This window comes from Pseudomonas sp. 14P_8.1_Bac3 (assembly GCF_025466085.1).
Taxonomy (GTDB): domain Bacteria; phylum Pseudomonadota; class Gammaproteobacteria; order Pseudomonadales; family Pseudomonadaceae; genus Aquipseudomonas.
The window spans coordinates 103366-119348 of record NZ_JANLOD010000049.1 but is presented as its reverse complement, the minus strand read 5'-3'; the positions used below and the strand labels follow the sequence as shown (position 1 = coordinate 119348).

The 15983-nt window shown below is 62.1% G+C and carries 14 protein-coding genes; 12 read left to right on the top strand and 2 right to left on the bottom strand.

The window, feature by feature from the left end; all coding sequences use genetic code 11:
- The first annotated feature begins 338 nt into the window (after window positions 1-338).
- From NTD84_RS14805 to NTD84_RS14760, 10 genes are all read left to right on the top strand, one after another.
- Window positions 339-1253 (top strand): GGDEF domain-containing protein, encoded by a 915-nt coding sequence (locus tag NTD84_RS14805; protein ID WP_262166775.1) that lies wholly within the window; start codon window positions 339-341, stop codon window positions 1251-1253.
- A gap of 9 nt (window positions 1254-1262) precedes the next feature.
- Window positions 1263-2300 (top strand): AraC family transcriptional regulator, encoded by a 1038-nt coding sequence (locus NTD84_RS14800; RefSeq protein WP_262166773.1) that lies wholly within the window; start codon window positions 1263-1265, stop codon window positions 2298-2300.
- A gap of 659 nt (window positions 2301-2959) precedes the next feature.
- Window positions 2960-3280: a DUF6124 family protein gene (locus NTD84_RS14795; RefSeq protein ID WP_262166771.1), complete on the top strand. Its 321-nt coding sequence runs from the start codon at window positions 2960-2962 to the stop codon at window positions 3278-3280.
- Between the two features lie 445 nt (window positions 3281-3725).
- Window positions 3726-3932, top strand: coding sequence for a hypothetical protein (locus NTD84_RS14790; RefSeq protein ID WP_262166768.1), 207 nt, complete (start codon window positions 3726-3728; stop codon window positions 3930-3932).
- A gap of 180 nt (window positions 3933-4112) precedes the next feature.
- Window positions 4113-4922 carry a response regulator transcription factor gene (locus tag NTD84_RS14785; RefSeq protein ID WP_262166766.1) on the top strand — a complete coding sequence of 270 codons (810 nt, stop codon included), beginning with the start codon at window positions 4113-4115 and terminating at the stop codon, window positions 4920-4922.
- 104 nt (window positions 4923-5026) lie between these two features.
- Window positions 5027-6154, top strand: coding sequence for an ABC transporter ATP-binding protein (locus NTD84_RS14780; protein WP_410017353.1), 1128 nt, complete (start codon window positions 5027-5029; stop codon window positions 6152-6154).
- A 39-nt stretch (window positions 6155-6193) separates the two neighbouring features.
- Window positions 6194-7336, top strand: coding sequence for a PotD/PotF family extracellular solute-binding protein (locus NTD84_RS14775; protein ID WP_262166764.1), 1143 nt, complete (start codon window positions 6194-6196; stop codon window positions 7334-7336).
- Window positions 7337-7368: 32 nt separating this feature from the next.
- Window positions 7369-8286: an ABC transporter permease gene (locus NTD84_RS14770; protein WP_262166762.1), complete on the top strand. Its 918-nt coding sequence runs from the start codon at window positions 7369-7371 to the stop codon at window positions 8284-8286.
- 1 nt (window position 8287) lies between these two features.
- Window positions 8288-9115, top strand: coding sequence for an ABC transporter permease (locus tag NTD84_RS14765; protein WP_262166760.1), 828 nt, complete (start codon window positions 8288-8290; stop codon window positions 9113-9115).
- Window positions 9108-10580 carry an aldehyde dehydrogenase family protein gene (locus tag NTD84_RS14760; RefSeq protein WP_262166758.1) on the top strand — a complete coding sequence of 491 codons (1473 nt, stop codon included), beginning with the start codon at window positions 9108-9110 and terminating at the stop codon, window positions 10578-10580. The genes NTD84_RS14765 and NTD84_RS14760 overlap by 8 nt, the downstream gene beginning before the upstream one ends.
- A 7-nt stretch (window positions 10581-10587) precedes the next feature.
- On the opposite strand, the gene NTD84_RS14755 is transcribed toward NTD84_RS14760, so the two are convergent.
- On the bottom strand, window positions 10588-11541 hold the full coding sequence (locus tag NTD84_RS14755; protein WP_262166756.1) for a LysR family transcriptional regulator: 954 nt from the start codon (window positions 11539-11541) through the stop codon (window positions 10588-10590).
- Window positions 11542-11682: 141 nt separating this feature from the next.
- On the opposite strand from NTD84_RS14755, the gene NTD84_RS14750 reads away from it, so the two are divergent.
- Window positions 11683-12861, top strand: coding sequence for a M20 aminoacylase family protein (locus NTD84_RS14750; protein ID WP_262166754.1), 1179 nt, complete (start codon window positions 11683-11685; stop codon window positions 12859-12861).
- 45 nt (window positions 12862-12906) lie between these two features.
- The gene (locus tag NTD84_RS14745) at window positions 12907-14211 is read left to right on the top strand and encodes an MFS transporter (protein ID WP_262166751.1); all 1305 of its coding nucleotides are present in this window, start codon (window positions 12907-12909) and stop codon (window positions 14209-14211) included.
- 283 nt (window positions 14212-14494) lie between these two features.
- Here the strand turns inward: NTD84_RS14745 and NTD84_RS14740 are convergent, their stop codons facing one another.
- Entirely contained in the window at window positions 14495-15973 is a 1479-nt protein-coding gene (locus NTD84_RS14740; RefSeq protein WP_262166750.1) for an aldehyde dehydrogenase family protein, read from the bottom strand.
- Window positions 15974-15983 lie beyond the last annotated feature (10 nt).

Below are 15983 nucleotides of genomic sequence, written 5' to 3'. Positions count from 1 at the left end.
AGGGCAAGCTAGGGTCGGGGGATGACGGTTCTGTGACAGGGGTTGGCGGAAGACGCGGTAAACCGGGGTTTTGCCGGCGATCAAGGCGAAATTGAGCTGATTTGACCCGCCGACACGCCCCCGGCAGGCGCCGGCTTGCTGGCGATTGATCTTCAACTATGCAGTGCTGCGAGGACGACCAGCATCAGCAAGCCGGCTCCTGCAGAGTGCGGCGAAAAAAAAATGCCTGACCGGATGAGCTGATTCGACCCCATATGCGCCTGAAACCGCGGTCACCCCACTGTCACAAACATCTGCTGTGCTGACGCCCATTGCCTCTTCGCCAAAGGATCCCGGCCATGTTCTCAGTGCTCAAACCCCATCGTTGGAAACTCGGCCTGCTGCTGTTGGCGGCGAACGCGGGACTGTTGCTGCACCTGGCCTGCGGCGAGCTGAAAAGCGTCAGTGAATGGGTCTGGCTGGACATTGTCGGCGAAGGCGGCTCCGCGCTGCTGGCCCTGGTCTGGCTGGGGCTGGTGCTCAAGAGTCGCCCGGCCGGGCGGGTCACCAATTACCTGGCGCTTGGCTTGAGCGGGATCTTTTTCTCCTGGTGGATCGACAGCCTCGACGAGTTCATTCGCCTGCCCGACAGCATCACCTGGGACCACTGGCTGGAGTCCGGGCCGATGCCGGTGGGCATGATTCTGCTGACCATCGGCATCTATCACTGGCACCGCGAACAATTGGCGATCAGTGCACAGATGGAGAAACGCGAAAAGCTGTTCCGCGAGCATCGGCTGTTCGACAAACTCACCCCCCTGGGCGGCGCCGACTACCTCAAGCGGCAGCTCACCGCCAGCCTCGAAGAAAGTCGGCAGCAACAGCAACCGCTGTCATTGCTGGCGCTGGACATCGATAACTTCACCGCCATCAACCAGACCTTCGGCCACGCTGAAGGCGATGCGGTGTTGCAGGCGCTCAGCCATTTATTGCTGCTCAACCTGCGGCGTCAGGATCTGCTCTGCCGCCTGGCCGGCGACCGCTTCGTGGTGTTGTTGCCCAACACTGGCGAGAGTCAGGCGCGCTTGCTGGCGCTGGAGCTGCAACAGGCGGTTCAAGGCCTGGCGCACAAAACCCGGCAACACGGCGAACGCGTGCACCTGGCCGCCAGCACCGCCGTGGTCATGGCGGTCGACGAGGCGCCGGACGCCTTGCTCAAACGCCTCAACCTGGCACTGGCCCGGGCCAAGCAACCCCTGGCAAAAACTGCCTGAGGCGCGCTCATGACCTTGAAAACCACCTGGTACGAAGCCGACAGTCGCTTCATTCCCGGGCATTACCAGCCGGCGACCCTGATCGATCTGGCCCTGTCCCGGGACATCGACAGCCATCGCCTGCTGCGTGGGACCGGCCTGTTCCATGAAGACATTCTCGCCGGTCAGACCCGCCTCAGTCCGCAGCAGTTTTTTGGTCTGATCAGCAACAGCCGGCGTTTGCTCGACGCCGACGACAGCAGTTTCCTCTTCGGCCAGCGCTTGCTGCCCGGGCATTACGGCCCGGCCAGCCACGCCTTGCAGCATGCGCAGAACCTGCACCAGGCCCTCGACACACTGGTGCAGCAACAAGCCCTGCTCAGTCCACTGGTGACACCGCGGCTGGTGCTCGATGACAAACACGCCTGGTTCTATTGGCTGGACAGTTGCGGGGCGGGAGAGCAATGGCGTTTCCTGCTGGAGGCCAGCATGACCTCGCTGGTGGCCATGAGCCGGGCACTCAGTGGCCAGCGCCTGCCGTGGGAATGCAGCTTCAGTCACGCCGAGCCGCGCTACGTTGAGCAGTATTGGGTGCATCTGGGCGAACACACCCAGTTCAAACGACCCTTGGATCTGATGCGCATCCCGCGGGAATACCTCGCACTGGCCTGGCCGGCCGCATCCGCCACCGCCGGCCAGGTCGCCCGCCAGGAGGCCCAAGGGCAGATCGACCAACTGGGCTTCGCCTCCAGCTTCGTCGATTGCCTCTACCGCTACCTGCAAACCCATGTGCGCCAAGCCCCCAGCCTTGAACAGGCGGCCCAGGCCTTCGCCATGAGCCCCGCCACCCTCAAGCGCAAACTGCAAAAACACGACACCGGTTTCCAGCAACAGGTAGACCGCGTGCGCAAACACGTGGCGCTGTACCTGTATCAGATCAAGGGCTTCAGCAACGAAGAAGTCGCGGAGTACCTGAGCTTCAACGATCCAGCGAATTTTCGGCGCTCGTTCAAACGCTGGACCGGGAGTACGCCGAACCTGATTCGGCAGCTGTTCACGTCCAATTGAGTTGGCGGCGAAGCGGGTGCGCGGTTGTTCCCGAACTCGCTCGCGAAACCTTCGCCTCCATTTCACCTGACGGATGTGTAACAACATTGTAGGAAGCGTCTGACACATCAATTCCTGCGGGCGCTGGCTAGCGCTACACCGAGCCAGCAATTGGAGAAAATTCTGACACGCTGGCTGGAACATCCTGAAAACCAGGTCAAGGAGCTGTAGGCAATGGCGCCGATGGACCCGAATCACCCTGCGCTGATGGCGTCGATCTACGGGTACACCATCGGCGCACCGTACAGGCTGGATATCGATTCCATCCGATAAACACTCGCGTGTTTAAAAGCCCTGCAGGTTACTTCGCGAAAGCTACAGCGCCTTGCGTCATTGCCTACGGTTACGCCAGAATCCGCCGGCTTGTGCGCCTTGGGGTCGGGCTCTATCGTTGGTCGGTCGCTGAAAAAAACAGCGATCGGGTTTGGTAGCCCGGATTTTCCAGGCGCATCGCGCCACCTTATGCAGTGCATGTTTTTCTGCTTTTTATGGTGGCCATGCGCGGGGCGTTTTCGGACGCGCCGGGTTCCTGGACCGGTCTACCAACCTGCGTATGGCTGCCACCCATCGTTTGGTAGCGAGGGGTGATGGCTCCTCTTTTCATTCCAGGAGTTTCATCAATGATCAAACCAACCCCCAATCCCCCAAATCCAGATCCGGCCTTCACCTTCGAAGATTCCGATCGCATTCCCTCTGCGGCTGACATCCGGGCCCTCCCGCGCAGACCTTGCGCGATGTACACCATCGACCCGTCAATCGATGTCATCACCCTGTTGGGCGATGCCTGCGAATCACTGGCCTCGGCGCATGTAATGACCCTGGACCTGGCGGATCGAACCCACGGGCCGTGCGTCAACACCCTGTTGGGCATTGCCCAGGTCATCATGCTCGGTGAACTCTCGGTGAACCGGGCGCTGGATCAACTCGATGGTTGCGAATAGCAGCCGTCACACTTGCTGGCGATGGACTTGAGTGCGCCGCGTTCATTCAAGTAGCCCGCGTCATCGTTAACGACCATCGCGAGCAAGCTCGCTCCTACAGGGTTCTGTGGTGTGCCAAAGGGCCGGGTTCACGCAAAAACCTGTAGGAGCCAGCTTGCTGGCGATGGACTCGAGTGCGCCGTGTTCATTCAGGCAGCCCGCGTTATCGTTAACGTCCATCGCGGGCAAGCCAGCTCCTACAGGTCCGTGTCGTGCGATGGAGTCGTGATCCCACCTCACCATTCGTCGCTTGAGAACCACCGCCAAGAAAACACCACAGCGTCTGGCGCACGGTTTGCACACGCTCGCCGTAGCCACCTCTGAACGACGTAATTCTGACGTGGCGGCCATCATCTATACTCACCTACGCCAGCACTACGCTGGGTCGGTTACCCGGAGATTTACCGTGTCAACTCTCAATGAAATCGCAGCGAACCACGCGAAAATGGCGGAAAAACTGGCGGGAGAGTCGACCGAAATGTGTGAGCGCCAACCCCTGGTGGTCGGTGGCTTCGAAGTCACTTCAGTTGACACACAACCACACGTACCACTGCACCTGATCGCGAGCGCCCAGGACAACCCTCTTGGCCCGGTTGTCGGCTACGCGCTCTGACGGTTCCAGTCACGAAATGGCTTGGCGGATGCTACTCACCGTGTAGCACTCGGTAACAAACAGCCCTGTTGCGGTGCGTCTTTTCAGCGATGCATCGCGGCCTGTCCCGCCCTGCAAGGCCCAAACAGCCATGGCGTAGTTTGTGCATCCCAACGCACTCCCCTTCTACCTGAAGCTGCCATGCGCCCCAAGGAACTGAAACTCTGGACCACCGGTGTCGCCCACCTGCTCGATTTGCCGGCGGGCCACTCGCGATTGGCGGGGTTGAGTCACTGGTTGCGTCAGGTGTGTCCGGTCGATCATTTCGTTTTGTTCGTCTACGAAGGCAACCATCGGCCGTTGGCGCTGTTCGACACCTTCGCCGCCGACAAGCGTGCGGTGTATGTCGATGACTATCAGTGCGGGCCCTATCTGCTGGACCCGTTCTACCTCGCCTGCACCCGCGGCCAGGCACCAGGGCTGTGGCGTTTGCGTCAGTTCGCGCCCGATCACTTCTACCTCGGCGAGTATTACCTGACCTACTACCAGCAAACCGGCCTGGCGGAAGAAGTGGCGTTTTTCGTCGAGCTGGGCGGCGGCGCCATGGCCGTGCTGTCGTTGATGCGTTCCTCCGCCAATTGCGCGTTCAGCCGGGACGAGATGCAGTTGATCGAGTGCGCGCAGGCCGTGGTCGAGCAGGTAATCAACGAAGCCTGGCGTTTGCGTCAGGCCCAGCAACCGCGCCCCGCCCAGGACCTGGACTTCAAGATCCGCGAAGCCTTCGATCAGTTTGGCGCGCACATCCTCACCGGCCGCGAGCAGGAAATCGTCCAGCTGCTGTTGCGCGGTCACTCCAGCGCCTCGGTCGCCGAACAACTGAGCATCAGCCCCGGCACGGTGAAGATTCATCGCAAGAACATCTACGCCAAGCTCGGCATTGGCAGCCAGTCCGAATTGCTCGGGCTGTTCATCCGCGACCTCACCGGCCAGGAACGGGTCGTCGACGCCTGACACCTGAAAACGACTCTATCCCCCAAGGGATATATACAGCGCAAAACCCCCATTGCTAGTTTGGCCCCCGACGCACTGATTCATCACTGCCAGGGAGCCGCCTCGTGAACAACAGCCTGAATGACACTTCGCCCAGCGATATCGAATTCTGCAATGTGGTCAAACGCTATGGCGAGGTGTCGGCCGTCAATGGCCTGAACTTCGCGGTGCGCCGCGGCTCGTTTCATTCTTTCCTCGGCGGTTCGGGCTGCGGCAAAACTACCACCCTGCGCATGATCGCCGGCTTCGAACAACCGACCAGCGGCGAAGTGCGCCTGGCCGGCAAAAACGTTGCCGGCGTTCCGGCCTTCGAGCGGCCGGTAAACATGGTGTTCCAGCATTACGCGCTGTTCCCGCACCTGACCGTGGCGCAGAACATCGCCTACGGCCTGCGCTATCGCACCCCGCGACCGGACAAGAAAAGCCAGTTGCGCATGGCCGACGAAGCCTTGGAGATGGTGCGTCTCAGCGGCTTCGGCCAGCGCAAGCCGAGCGAACTGTCCGGCGGGCAACAGCAGCGCGTCGCCCTCGCCCGCGCGCTGGTCAACAAGCCCACCGTGCTGCTGCTCGACGAACCGCTGGCGGCCCTCGACCGCAAGTTGCGCAAGGAGATGCAGTCCGAACTCCTGCGCCTTCAACGGGAAGTCGGCATCACTTTCGTGCTGGTCACCCACGACCAGGAAGAAGCCTTGTCGATGAGCGACAGCATCAGCGTGATGCACAACGGCTCGATCATCCAGACCGCCACCCCGGAACAACTCTACGAAGCGCCGGCCAGCCGTTACGTGGCCGATTTCATCGGTGAATCCAACCTGTTCAACGGCACGGTGCGCCACCTGCACGGCAACTCCGTGGTGTTGCGCACCGAGCAAGGCCTGGAACTCACCAGCCCGTTGACGCCAACCGGCAAGGCCTTGAGCGCCGACGCTGCCGGTTGCATCGCTGTGCGTCCGGAGCTGATCAGCATCGCCGGCGCCCAGGCCGAAATGCCCCGCGAGGTGAAGCTGCAAGGCTGCGTGGAAGACCGCATCTACCTCGGCAACTCTACCGAATATCGCGTACGCACCCAGGCCTTTGGCGTGGTCTGCGTGCGGGTGCCGCGCCAGCAGGATCACGGCGCCAATGCATTCGAACACGGCGCCGCAGTGAGCGTCGGCTGGGATCACGCCAACGGCCTGGCCATGGCGTTGTAAATCATCGATTCGATTCATCAACCGGATGTGGAGCGTGCTATGGACCAGAAGACGTTTATCAAAACCCTGCGCAGCTGGCAGAACGGCTCGATCAGCCGCCGCGAGTTTCTTGGTCGTACCGGCCTCGGGATTGCCGCGGCGGTGGTCGCCACCCACATGCCCGGCCTGCTGACATCGACCGCGGAAGCGGCCGAGCAGGCCAAGCTCGGCGATCGCCTGTCGCTGGCGACCTGGCCGAATTACCACAGCCAGGAAAACCTCGACGCCTTCGGTAAAACCACCGGGGCGCGGGTGTCGATGAGCGTGTTCGGTTCCAACGAAGAAATGCTCGCCAAGTTGCAGGCCGGCGGCAGCGGCTGGGACGTGCTGGTGCCGACCAACTACACCATCAGCACCTACGTCGGCCTGGGCCTGATCGAACCGCTGGACCTGTCGCGCCTGCCCAATTTCGATGCCTCGGCGTTCCAGCAGAAGTTCATGGCCCAAGGGACGGTGGACGGCAAGGTCTACGCGGTGCCGAAAAACTGGGGCACCACCGGCATGCTCTACGACAGCGGCAAACTGAAGGACGGCCCGAGCAGCTGGAAAGAATTCTGGGCCGCCGCCCAGGGCCCGGCCAGTGGCCGGACGATGGTCCATGACTACCAGTTGACCGCCATCGGCAACGCCCTGAAAAGCTTCGGCTACAGCTTCAACTCACTGGACCCGAAAGAGCTGGCCGATGCGGAAAAACTGCTGATCGAGGTCAAGCCGCACCTGTTCGCGATCAACTCCGACATTCAGCCGTCGATGCGCAGCGGCGATGCCTGGCTGGCGATGTCCTGGACCGGCGACGCCTCGCAGCTGCACCGCGACAACGCAAAAATGCAGTTCGAACTGGGCAAGGAAGGGGGCGAACTCTGGAGCGATTTCTTCGCCATTCCAAAAAGCTCGGAGCACAAGGACGCCGCGTACGCCTTCATCAACTACCTGCTCGACCCGCAGCACAACAAGCTCGAAGTGTTGAGCCACGGCTACCCGAGCGGCGACAAGCGCGTCGATGCCCTACTGCCCACCGCCATGCTCGACGACCCGATCATGTACCCGGCCGCCGAAGCCCTGAGCCCGCTGGAGTTCGGCGCTGCCGCGACGCTCACCAGCCCGGCGCGCGCCGAACTGATGGCGCGTTTCAAGTCCGCCTGATCGCCTGCCCCATGGCCAACGAGGAGTCCCCCATGAACGCTGCCGCCCACCCGCAAACGGTGCAGCCGGGCAGTGCCCTGTCAGTCGAGGTGCGCCAGCGGCGCAGCCTCGGCCGACGGATCACCCTGCTGATGCTCTTGCCTTCGACCTTGTGGTTTCTGCTGCTGTTGTTGATGCCGCTGGTGATCATCCTGGTCTTCAGTTTCGGCGAGCGCAGTGCCGTGGGCGGTTACGCCGGTGGCTTCACGTTGGCCAATTACCTGAACCTAGGCTCACGGGGTGCAGCCTTCAGCAACACGCTGATGCTGGCGCCGCTGGGCACGCTGGTGTGCCTGGTGGCGGCCTATCCCCTTGCCTACTTCCTGGCGGTCAAAGTCACCCGCAACCGCTCGTTGTTGCTGACGCTGGTGATCGTGCCGTTCTGGACCAGTTTCCTCATCCGCACCTACGCGTGGATCTTCATTCTCAGTGGCAAGGGCATCCCGGCCTTGCTCGCCAGCCTCGGGCTGGAAGACGTGCGGCTGATCAACACGCCGTGGGCGGTGCTGATCGGCATCGTTTACGGCTACCTGCCGCTGATGGTGTTCCCGATTTACGTCAGCCTGGAAAAACTCGACAAGCGCCTGCTCGAAGCCTCGGCAGACCTGGGCGCCAGTGCCTTTGAAAGCTTCCGTCGCATCACCCTGCCGCTCTCTGCGCCGGGGATCATCACCGGAGTCATGCTGGTGTTCATCCTGCTGATGGGCGAATTCCTGATCCCGGCCATTCTCGGGGGCGGCAAGGTGTTCTTCGTCGGCAACGCGCTGGTCGATCTGTTCCTGCAATCGCGCAACTGGCCGTTCGGCAGTGCGTTGGCCATGACCCTGGTGGCGATGATGCTGCTGATCATCGGCGTGTATCTGAAACTGGTGGCGCGCTACGGCGGCCGTCCTGCCGACGGAGGGTTGTGACATGTGGCTGCGCAGTTATTCGACTTCGCTGTACCTGTTTCTCTATGCACCGATTGCGCTGATCGTGCTGTTCAGCTTCAACGCCGGGCGCAGCGGCCTGGCGTTCGAATGCTGTTCGGTGCAGTGGTTCGGCACCGCGTTCGGCAACCCGTTCATTATGGAAGCCTTGGGGCATAGTGCGTTCATCGCCTTCACTTCAGCGCTGATCGCCACGCTGTTCGGCACCCTGGCGGTATTCGGCCTGCAGCGCGCCGGCGGCAAAGTTCGGCTGTTGTTCGATGCGCTGACCTACTGCGCGATCATCGTGCCCGGCATAGTGATCGGCATCTCGACGCTGATTGCGTTCATCAGCCTGTTCGACCTGATCAACCCGCTGCTGGCGGCCTGGATCCCCAGCGTGCCACGGTTGAACATGGGCTTCTTCACGGTCATCGCCGCGCACTCGCTGTTCACCATGGCGCTGGTGATGGTGATCGTGCGCAGCCGCGTCGACTCGCTGGACAAAGCCTTGCTCGAAGCCTCGGCGGACCTCTATGCACCACCGATGCAGACGTTCTGGCGGGTGACCTTGCCGCAGATCAGTCCGGCGATCATGGCCGGGTTCCTGCTGGCGTTCACGTTCAGCTTCGACGATTTCATCATCGCGTTTTTCGTCGCCGGTTCCGAGACGACGTTGCCGATCTACATCTTTTCTTCCATCCGCCGCGGCGTGACCCCGGAGATCAACGCGGTTTCGACCGTCATCATCTGCGCGTCGCTGGCGTTGCTGTTCACTTCCCGTCACCTGCAAAACCGCCGCACCGGCGTCCAGGAGCCACACCATGCGTGATCAGCTTTATATCAACGGCGAGTGGGTCAGCCCGGACCTGGGCGGTTACCTGGACGTCATCGACCCGGCCACCGGGCAGGTGTTCCATCGGGTCGCGGCCGGCACCGAAGAAGACGTCGATCATGCGGTGCGTGCTGCCCGCCGCGCTTTCGATAATGGCTGGAGCCAGACCACCGGCGCCGAACGCGCGCAGTGGCTGGAAGCACTGGCCGATGAACTGGAAAACGGTCAACCGGCGCTGGCCGAACTGGAAGTGCGCGACAACGGCAAACCGTTGCCCGAAGCGCAGTGGGACGTGGGCGACGCGATCGGCTGTTTCCGCTACTACGCCGGGTTGGCCAGGGCTCTGGATCAGCAGCAGGACCAACCCTTGGCGCTGCCGGATGAACGTTTCCGCTGCCGTATCCGACATGAGCCGATCGGCGTCGCCGGGCAGATCATTCCGTGGAACTACCCATTGTTGATGGCGGCGTGGAAAGTCGCGCCAGCCTTGGCGGCGGGGGCGACGCTGGTGTTGAAGCCCTCGGAACTCACCCCGCTCACGGCGCTGGAACTGGCGGCGGCCGCCGACCGCATCGGACTGCCGGCCGGGGTCCTCAACGTTGTCAGCGGCCTCGGTACCGATGCCGGCGGTCCGCTCACCGAGCACCCCGGCGTGGACAAACTGGCGTTCACCGGCAGCGTGCCCACCGGGGCGAAAATCATGTCGGCGGCGGCCCGTGACATCAAGAACATCAGCCTCGAACTGGGCGGCAAGTCGGCGCTCATCGTGTTCGATGACGCTGACGTTGAAGCCGCAGTGGAATGGATTCTGTTCGGGATTTTCTGGAACCAGGGCCAGGTGTGCAGCGCGACGTCGCGTCTGTTGGTGCAGGAAAACATTGCCCCGCGATTGATCGAGCGGCTGGTCGAGGAAACCCGCAAGATCACCATCGGCCCGGGCATGGAGCCCGGCGTGTTGCTGGGGCCGCTGGTCAGTCAGGGCCAGTACGACAAGGTGCTTGGCTTCATCGATCAGGGCCTCGCCAGCGGTGCGCGTTTGCTCACCGGAGGTCAGCGTCCGGCGCATCTTGCCGAGGGCTATTTCATCGAGCCGGCGATCTTCGACGAGCCGGGGCACAACAGCATTCTCTGGCGCGAGGAAGTGTTCGGGCCGGTGTTGTGCGTCAAACGCTTCAAGACCGAAGAACAAGCGCTGCAAATGGCCAACGCCAGCCGCTTCGGCCTCGCTGCGGCGGTGATGAGCGCCGACCTGCAACGCACCGCCCGCGTCGCCAATCAGCTGCGCGCCGGGATCATCTGGGTCAACTGCTCGCAACCGACCTTCGTCGAGGCGCCGTGGGGCGGAATGAAACACAGCGGTATCGGCCGGGAGCTCGGTGAGTGGGGGCTGCACAATTATCTGGAGGTCAAGCAGGTGACCGAGTACGTGAGTGATCGACCGTGGGGTTGGTACCTGAAATAGGCCCGGCTCAAATCAGCAATTCCAGCGTATCAAACAACTCAGCATCCTCCGGCCGAGCCGAACGGGCGCGGCGGCGGATGACTTGCAGCAGGCATTCGACAAAACACTGCGCGGCGACACCCAGCTGCGCGTTGCGCGGGGTGACGATGCCGATGGTGTCGGTCGCGAAGGTTTCGGCCAACGCCAGCCGCCCCACTCGTTCGCGGTAACTCGGCACCGTCAGCATCGGCTCCGGGAAAAAACTGAGCATGTCGGTCTGCTCGATCAGCGATAACGTCAATTGCGGCGAGTGTGCCCGGTGGATGTGCTGCAGATCGATTTGCGCACCGTGCTGCCAGAACAGTTCGGTCATTAAAATTTCGTAATTGGCATCCGGGTAATTGACCACCCAATCCTGATCCAGCAAATCGTGGATGGAACGGCTGTCACGTAACGGGTGACCGTGGCGGGCCACCACGGCCATCCGATAGGAAAACAGCGGATCGCAGACAAACTCCGGGCGCGGCAGCAACGAAGACACCAGCCCGACCGCAAACTCCATCGTGCCGTCGCGCAGCCGCGGCAACGTCACCGCCATCAGCCCCTCGAAGATCTCCAGCCGCACCCGTGGCATCCGCTGGCGGAACAGGGTGACGACCTCAGGCAACAGGGTCATGCCCATCCACGGCGAAATGCCCAGCCGCAGCTGCCCTTCGGCCTGGTCGCTCAGGTGCGCCAGTTCCAGCTGCGCGCGCTCCAGCTGGCTGAGCATCTGCCGCGCATGCTGCAGCAGCGACTGGCCGTAGGTGGTCAGCACCACGCCGCTGGCATTGCGCACCAGCAACGGCAATTGCAGGTGTTCTTCCAGTTCCCGCAGCGCCTTGGCGACGGCGGTCTGCGACACCTCTAGGCGCCGCGCCGCCGCGCGGATGCTGCCACAGTCGGCAATCATCACCAGCGCGCGCAATTGATGTAGCTTCATCCATCCTCCTGGCTTCAGCGGTGTAAACCCACGGTTTTCACCCACCGGTTTTTGCGACTGCCACGGCATTCATCAACTCATTAGGATCGCAGGGTATCAGTCGAACCGCTGAACACCAGCCATAAAAACAAGGAAAACCTGATGACCCAACAACCTGCGTTGCCCGGCATTCGTGCGCTCGAAGCAGAGATGATTGCGCTACGCCAACACCTCCACGCGCACCCGGAACTGAGCTTTGAAGAGTTCGCCACCGCCGACCTGGTGGCCGCCAGACTGGAAGAATGGGGTTATCAGGTGCACCGGGGGCTCGGTGGTACGGGGGTCGTAGGGCTGCTGCGCAGCGGCGATAGCGCCAGGACCATCGGCTTGCGTGCCGACATGGATGCGCTGCCGATTGTCGAGCAAACCGGCCTGGCTTATTCCAGCCGCCACGAAGGCGTGATGCACGCCTGTGGTCATGACGGTCACACGGCCATGTTGCTTGCCGCCGCCAAACACCTGGCCTCCAGCTGTGAATTCGACGGTTCGCTGGTGTTGATTTTCCAGCCCGCCGAGGAAGGCGATGGCGGCGCGCAACGCATGCTCGATGACGGGCTGTTCGAACGGTTTCCCTGCGACGCGATTTTCGCCATGCATAACATGCCGGGACTGCCGCTCGGGAAGCTCGGCTTTCTGCCGGGGCCGTTCATGGCCTCCACCGATACGGTGAGGATCCGCATCGATGGCGTCGGCGGTCATGGCGCCATGCCGCACAAGGCGGTTGATCCGGTGCTGGTCGGCTCGGCCATCGTCATGGCTTTGCAAAGCGTGGTCTCGCGCAATGTCGACCCGCTCGACACCGCCGTCGTTACGGTCGGTGCGTTTCATGCCGGTCTGGCGGCGAATGTGATCCCGGATCACGCCGACTTGCAGTTGAGTGTGCGTGCGCTGAAGGAACAGGTGCGCGATACGCTGATTGACCGGATCACGCAAATAGCCGAATCGCAGGCATCGAGCTTCGGCGCGCGCGCCACGGTCGAGGTGGATGAGGCGCAGCGCTTTCCGGCCCTGTTCAACCACCCCGAGAGCACCGAATTTGCCCAGCAGGTAGCGCTGGATTGGCTCGGTGAGGATGGCCTGATCCCTCACATGAAACCGCTGACGGGCAGCGAGGATTTCGCGGTGATGCTGCAACGTTGCCCCGGCAGTTATTTGCTGATCGGCAATGGGGATGGCGAAGGCGGTTGCATGGTGCATAACCCTGGCTATGACTTCAACGATGGCTGTCTGGCGACGGGCGCCAGTTATTGGGTGCGGCTGGTCGAAACCTTCCTGGCCTGATCCTTCCACCCCTTCGATATCGCCTCGTCTCCAGGAGTTCGCACGATGTCCACTCCCGTTTCCACCGCTGTGCCTGTCGCATCTTCAATGCGGCAGCCGATCAGCGCGCGCGCCATCGCCGCCATCACCATTGGCTCCGGCCTTGAGTTCTACGATTTCTCTGTGTACAGCTTCTTCGCAACGTTGATCGGCCGGCAGTTCTTTCCGGTCGAGAGCACGCTTGGGCAGTTGCTGCTGTCGCTGGCGACGTTTGGCGTCGGCTTCGGCATGCGTCCCATCGGTGGGCTGGTGCTGGGCGCCTATGCCGACCGGGCCGGGCGCAAACCGGCCATGATGCTGACGCTGTGGCTGATGGCGCTGGGGTCGCTACTGTTTGCCATAGCCCCGACCTACGCGCAGATCGGCATCGCCGCGCCGCTGCTCATCGTGCTGGCGCGGCTGGTCCAGGGCTTCGCGATTGGCGGTGAAGTTGGCGCGTCGACGGCTATGTTGATGGAATATGCGGACGATAACAGTCGCGGATTCTATGGCAGCTGGCAGTTGTTCAGTCAGGGCTTGAGCTTTCTGATGGGAGCGTTGGTGGCGTTGGCGTTGAGCTCGTCCTTGCCCCCTGAGGCGCTGGAAAGCTGGGGCTGGCGCCTGCCGTTTGTGCTGGGCATGCTGGTGATACCGGTGGGCATCTACATCCGTCGCCATCTCAAGGAAACCGCTGCCGAGCCTGGGCAGGACGAAGGTGCGCCCTCCAGCATAAAGCTTATTTTCACCCGCCACCGTCGAAGGATTCTGACCGGGGTTTTGTTGGTGATTGGCAGCACGGCTTCGACTTACATCGTGCTGGACTACATGACCAACTACACCGTGACGGTGCTGCATCTGCCGATGACGATGGGCACCACCGCGGCATGTCTCGGGGCCCTGGTGCAGATCGGCCTGTCGATCTGGGCGGGCCGGCTTAGCGACCGCATGGGTCGTCGACGGACGATTGCCCTGGGCAGTTTTCCGATGTTGCTGCTGATTTATCCGGCCTTCGTCCTGATGAATCAGTATCCGACGCTGGGCATGCTGTTAGCCGTGTCATTGGTGACTACGTTGTTGTTGGTGCTGATTACTGTGCCCACGCTGGTGCTGGTGACCGAGCTATTCCCGCGGGCGATCCGGGCGACTGGGTTGTCGATTGTTTATTGCCTGGGGGTGTCGATCTTTGGTGGCTTTGCGCAGTTCTTTGCTACCGGGCTGATTGGCCTGACTGGCAACAATAATGCGCCTGCTTTGTATGTGATGGCGTGTTTGTGTTTGACGTTGGTTGGGTTGGCGATGGTGAAGGAGACGGCTGGGAAGCCGCTCGACTAGAGGGTTTGGAGTGGGGGCATATCCGTTACTGCTGTGTAATCCGAGTCCATCACACGACACCGAACGCTGTAGGAGCTGGCTTGCCCGCGATGGTCGTTAACGATGACACGGGCTGTCTGAATGAACGCGGCGCCTTTGGGTTCATCGCCAGCAAGTTGGCTCCTACAAGGGATTGTGTGATCCCGGTTCCACCTGTAGGAGCTGGCTTGCCAGCGATGGTCGTTAACGATGACGCGGGCTGTGTGAATGAACACGGCGCCTTTGAGTTCATCGCCCTAACCCATCACCCCAAATACCACCCCCAAGCCTCGCCGTGATACCGGGTAATCTGCTTGGTCTCCAGGTAATTGTTGAACCCCCACTCCCCCAACTCGCGCCCGATACCACTCTGCTTGTAACCACCCCAAGGCGCTTCGACGAAGGTGGGTTGCGAGCAGTTGACCCAGACAATCCCGGCACGAAAACGCCGCGCCACGCGTTCACAGCGCGTAAGGTCCCGCGACATCACCGCCGCCGCCAAACCAAACGGCGAATCATTGGCCAACCGAATCGCCTCGGCTTCGGTATCGAACGCACGCAAACACACCACCGGCCCAAAGATTTCCTCACGCCAAAGCGAACTCTCCTCCGGCACATCAGCGAAGATCGTCGGCTTCAGGTAAAACCCCTTGGGCAGATGAGCCGGGCGAGAACCGCCGGACACCAGCCGGGCGCCCTCCTTCTGCCCCAGCGAAATAGCGTCCAGCACCTTGTCCAGCTGCCCCTGACTCACCAGCGGCCCAAGCTTCACCCCCTCGGCGAAACCCTGGCCAATCCGGATCTGCTCGGTGGCCTCGATCAAACGCGCCAGCAACGCCGGATACAACGCACGCTCCACCAACACCCGCGAAGTGGCCGAACACACCTGCCCCTGGTTCCAGAAAATCCCGAACAGAATCCACTCCACCGCCGCATCGAGATCGCTGTCAGCGAAGATCACGAACGGCGATTTGCCGCCCAGCTCCAGGCTGATGTTTTTGATCTCGGCCGCCGCCGCTTGCATGATCTTGCGCCCGGTTGGCACGCTGCCGGTGAAGGCGATCTTGTCGACGTCCGGGTGCTCGGCCAGTGGCGCGCCGGCCTCACGCCCCACTCCGCTGACCACGTTCAGCACCCCGGCCGGCAACCCCGCACGATCAGCAATGCCGGCCAGCTCCAGGGCTGTCAACGGCGTCAGCTCAGACGGTTTCAGTACCACCGTGCAGCCCGCCGCCAGGGCCGGCGCGACTTTCCACGAGGCCATCAGCATCGGGAAATTCCACGGGATGATCGCCGCGACCACGCCCACCGGTTCCTTGATCACCGACGCGTTGAAGCGTTCATCCGGCACGCTGATCGATTGCTCGCTGTGTTGATCGGAACCTTCCGCGAGCCCGGCATAGAAGTCGAAACACCCGGCGGTGTCGGCGATGTCCCACAATGCCTCAGGCAGCGGCTTGCCGTTGTCGCGCACCTCGATGGCCGCCAGTTCGTCCTGCCGCGCACGGATGCCTTCTGCAATACGCCGCAGCACATGCGCCCGTTGCGCTCCACTCCAACGCGGCCAGTCACCTTCGTCGAACGCCCGGCGCGCGGCAGCGACAGCCAGGTCGATGTCTTCGGCCGTGGCAGCCGCGACCTGTGCCAGCACCGATTCATCGCTCGGATCAAACGTTTCGAATACACCACGCTGCACCGGCGCGACCCATTCGCCGCCGATGTACAACCGCTGATAATCAGCCATGACCCACTCC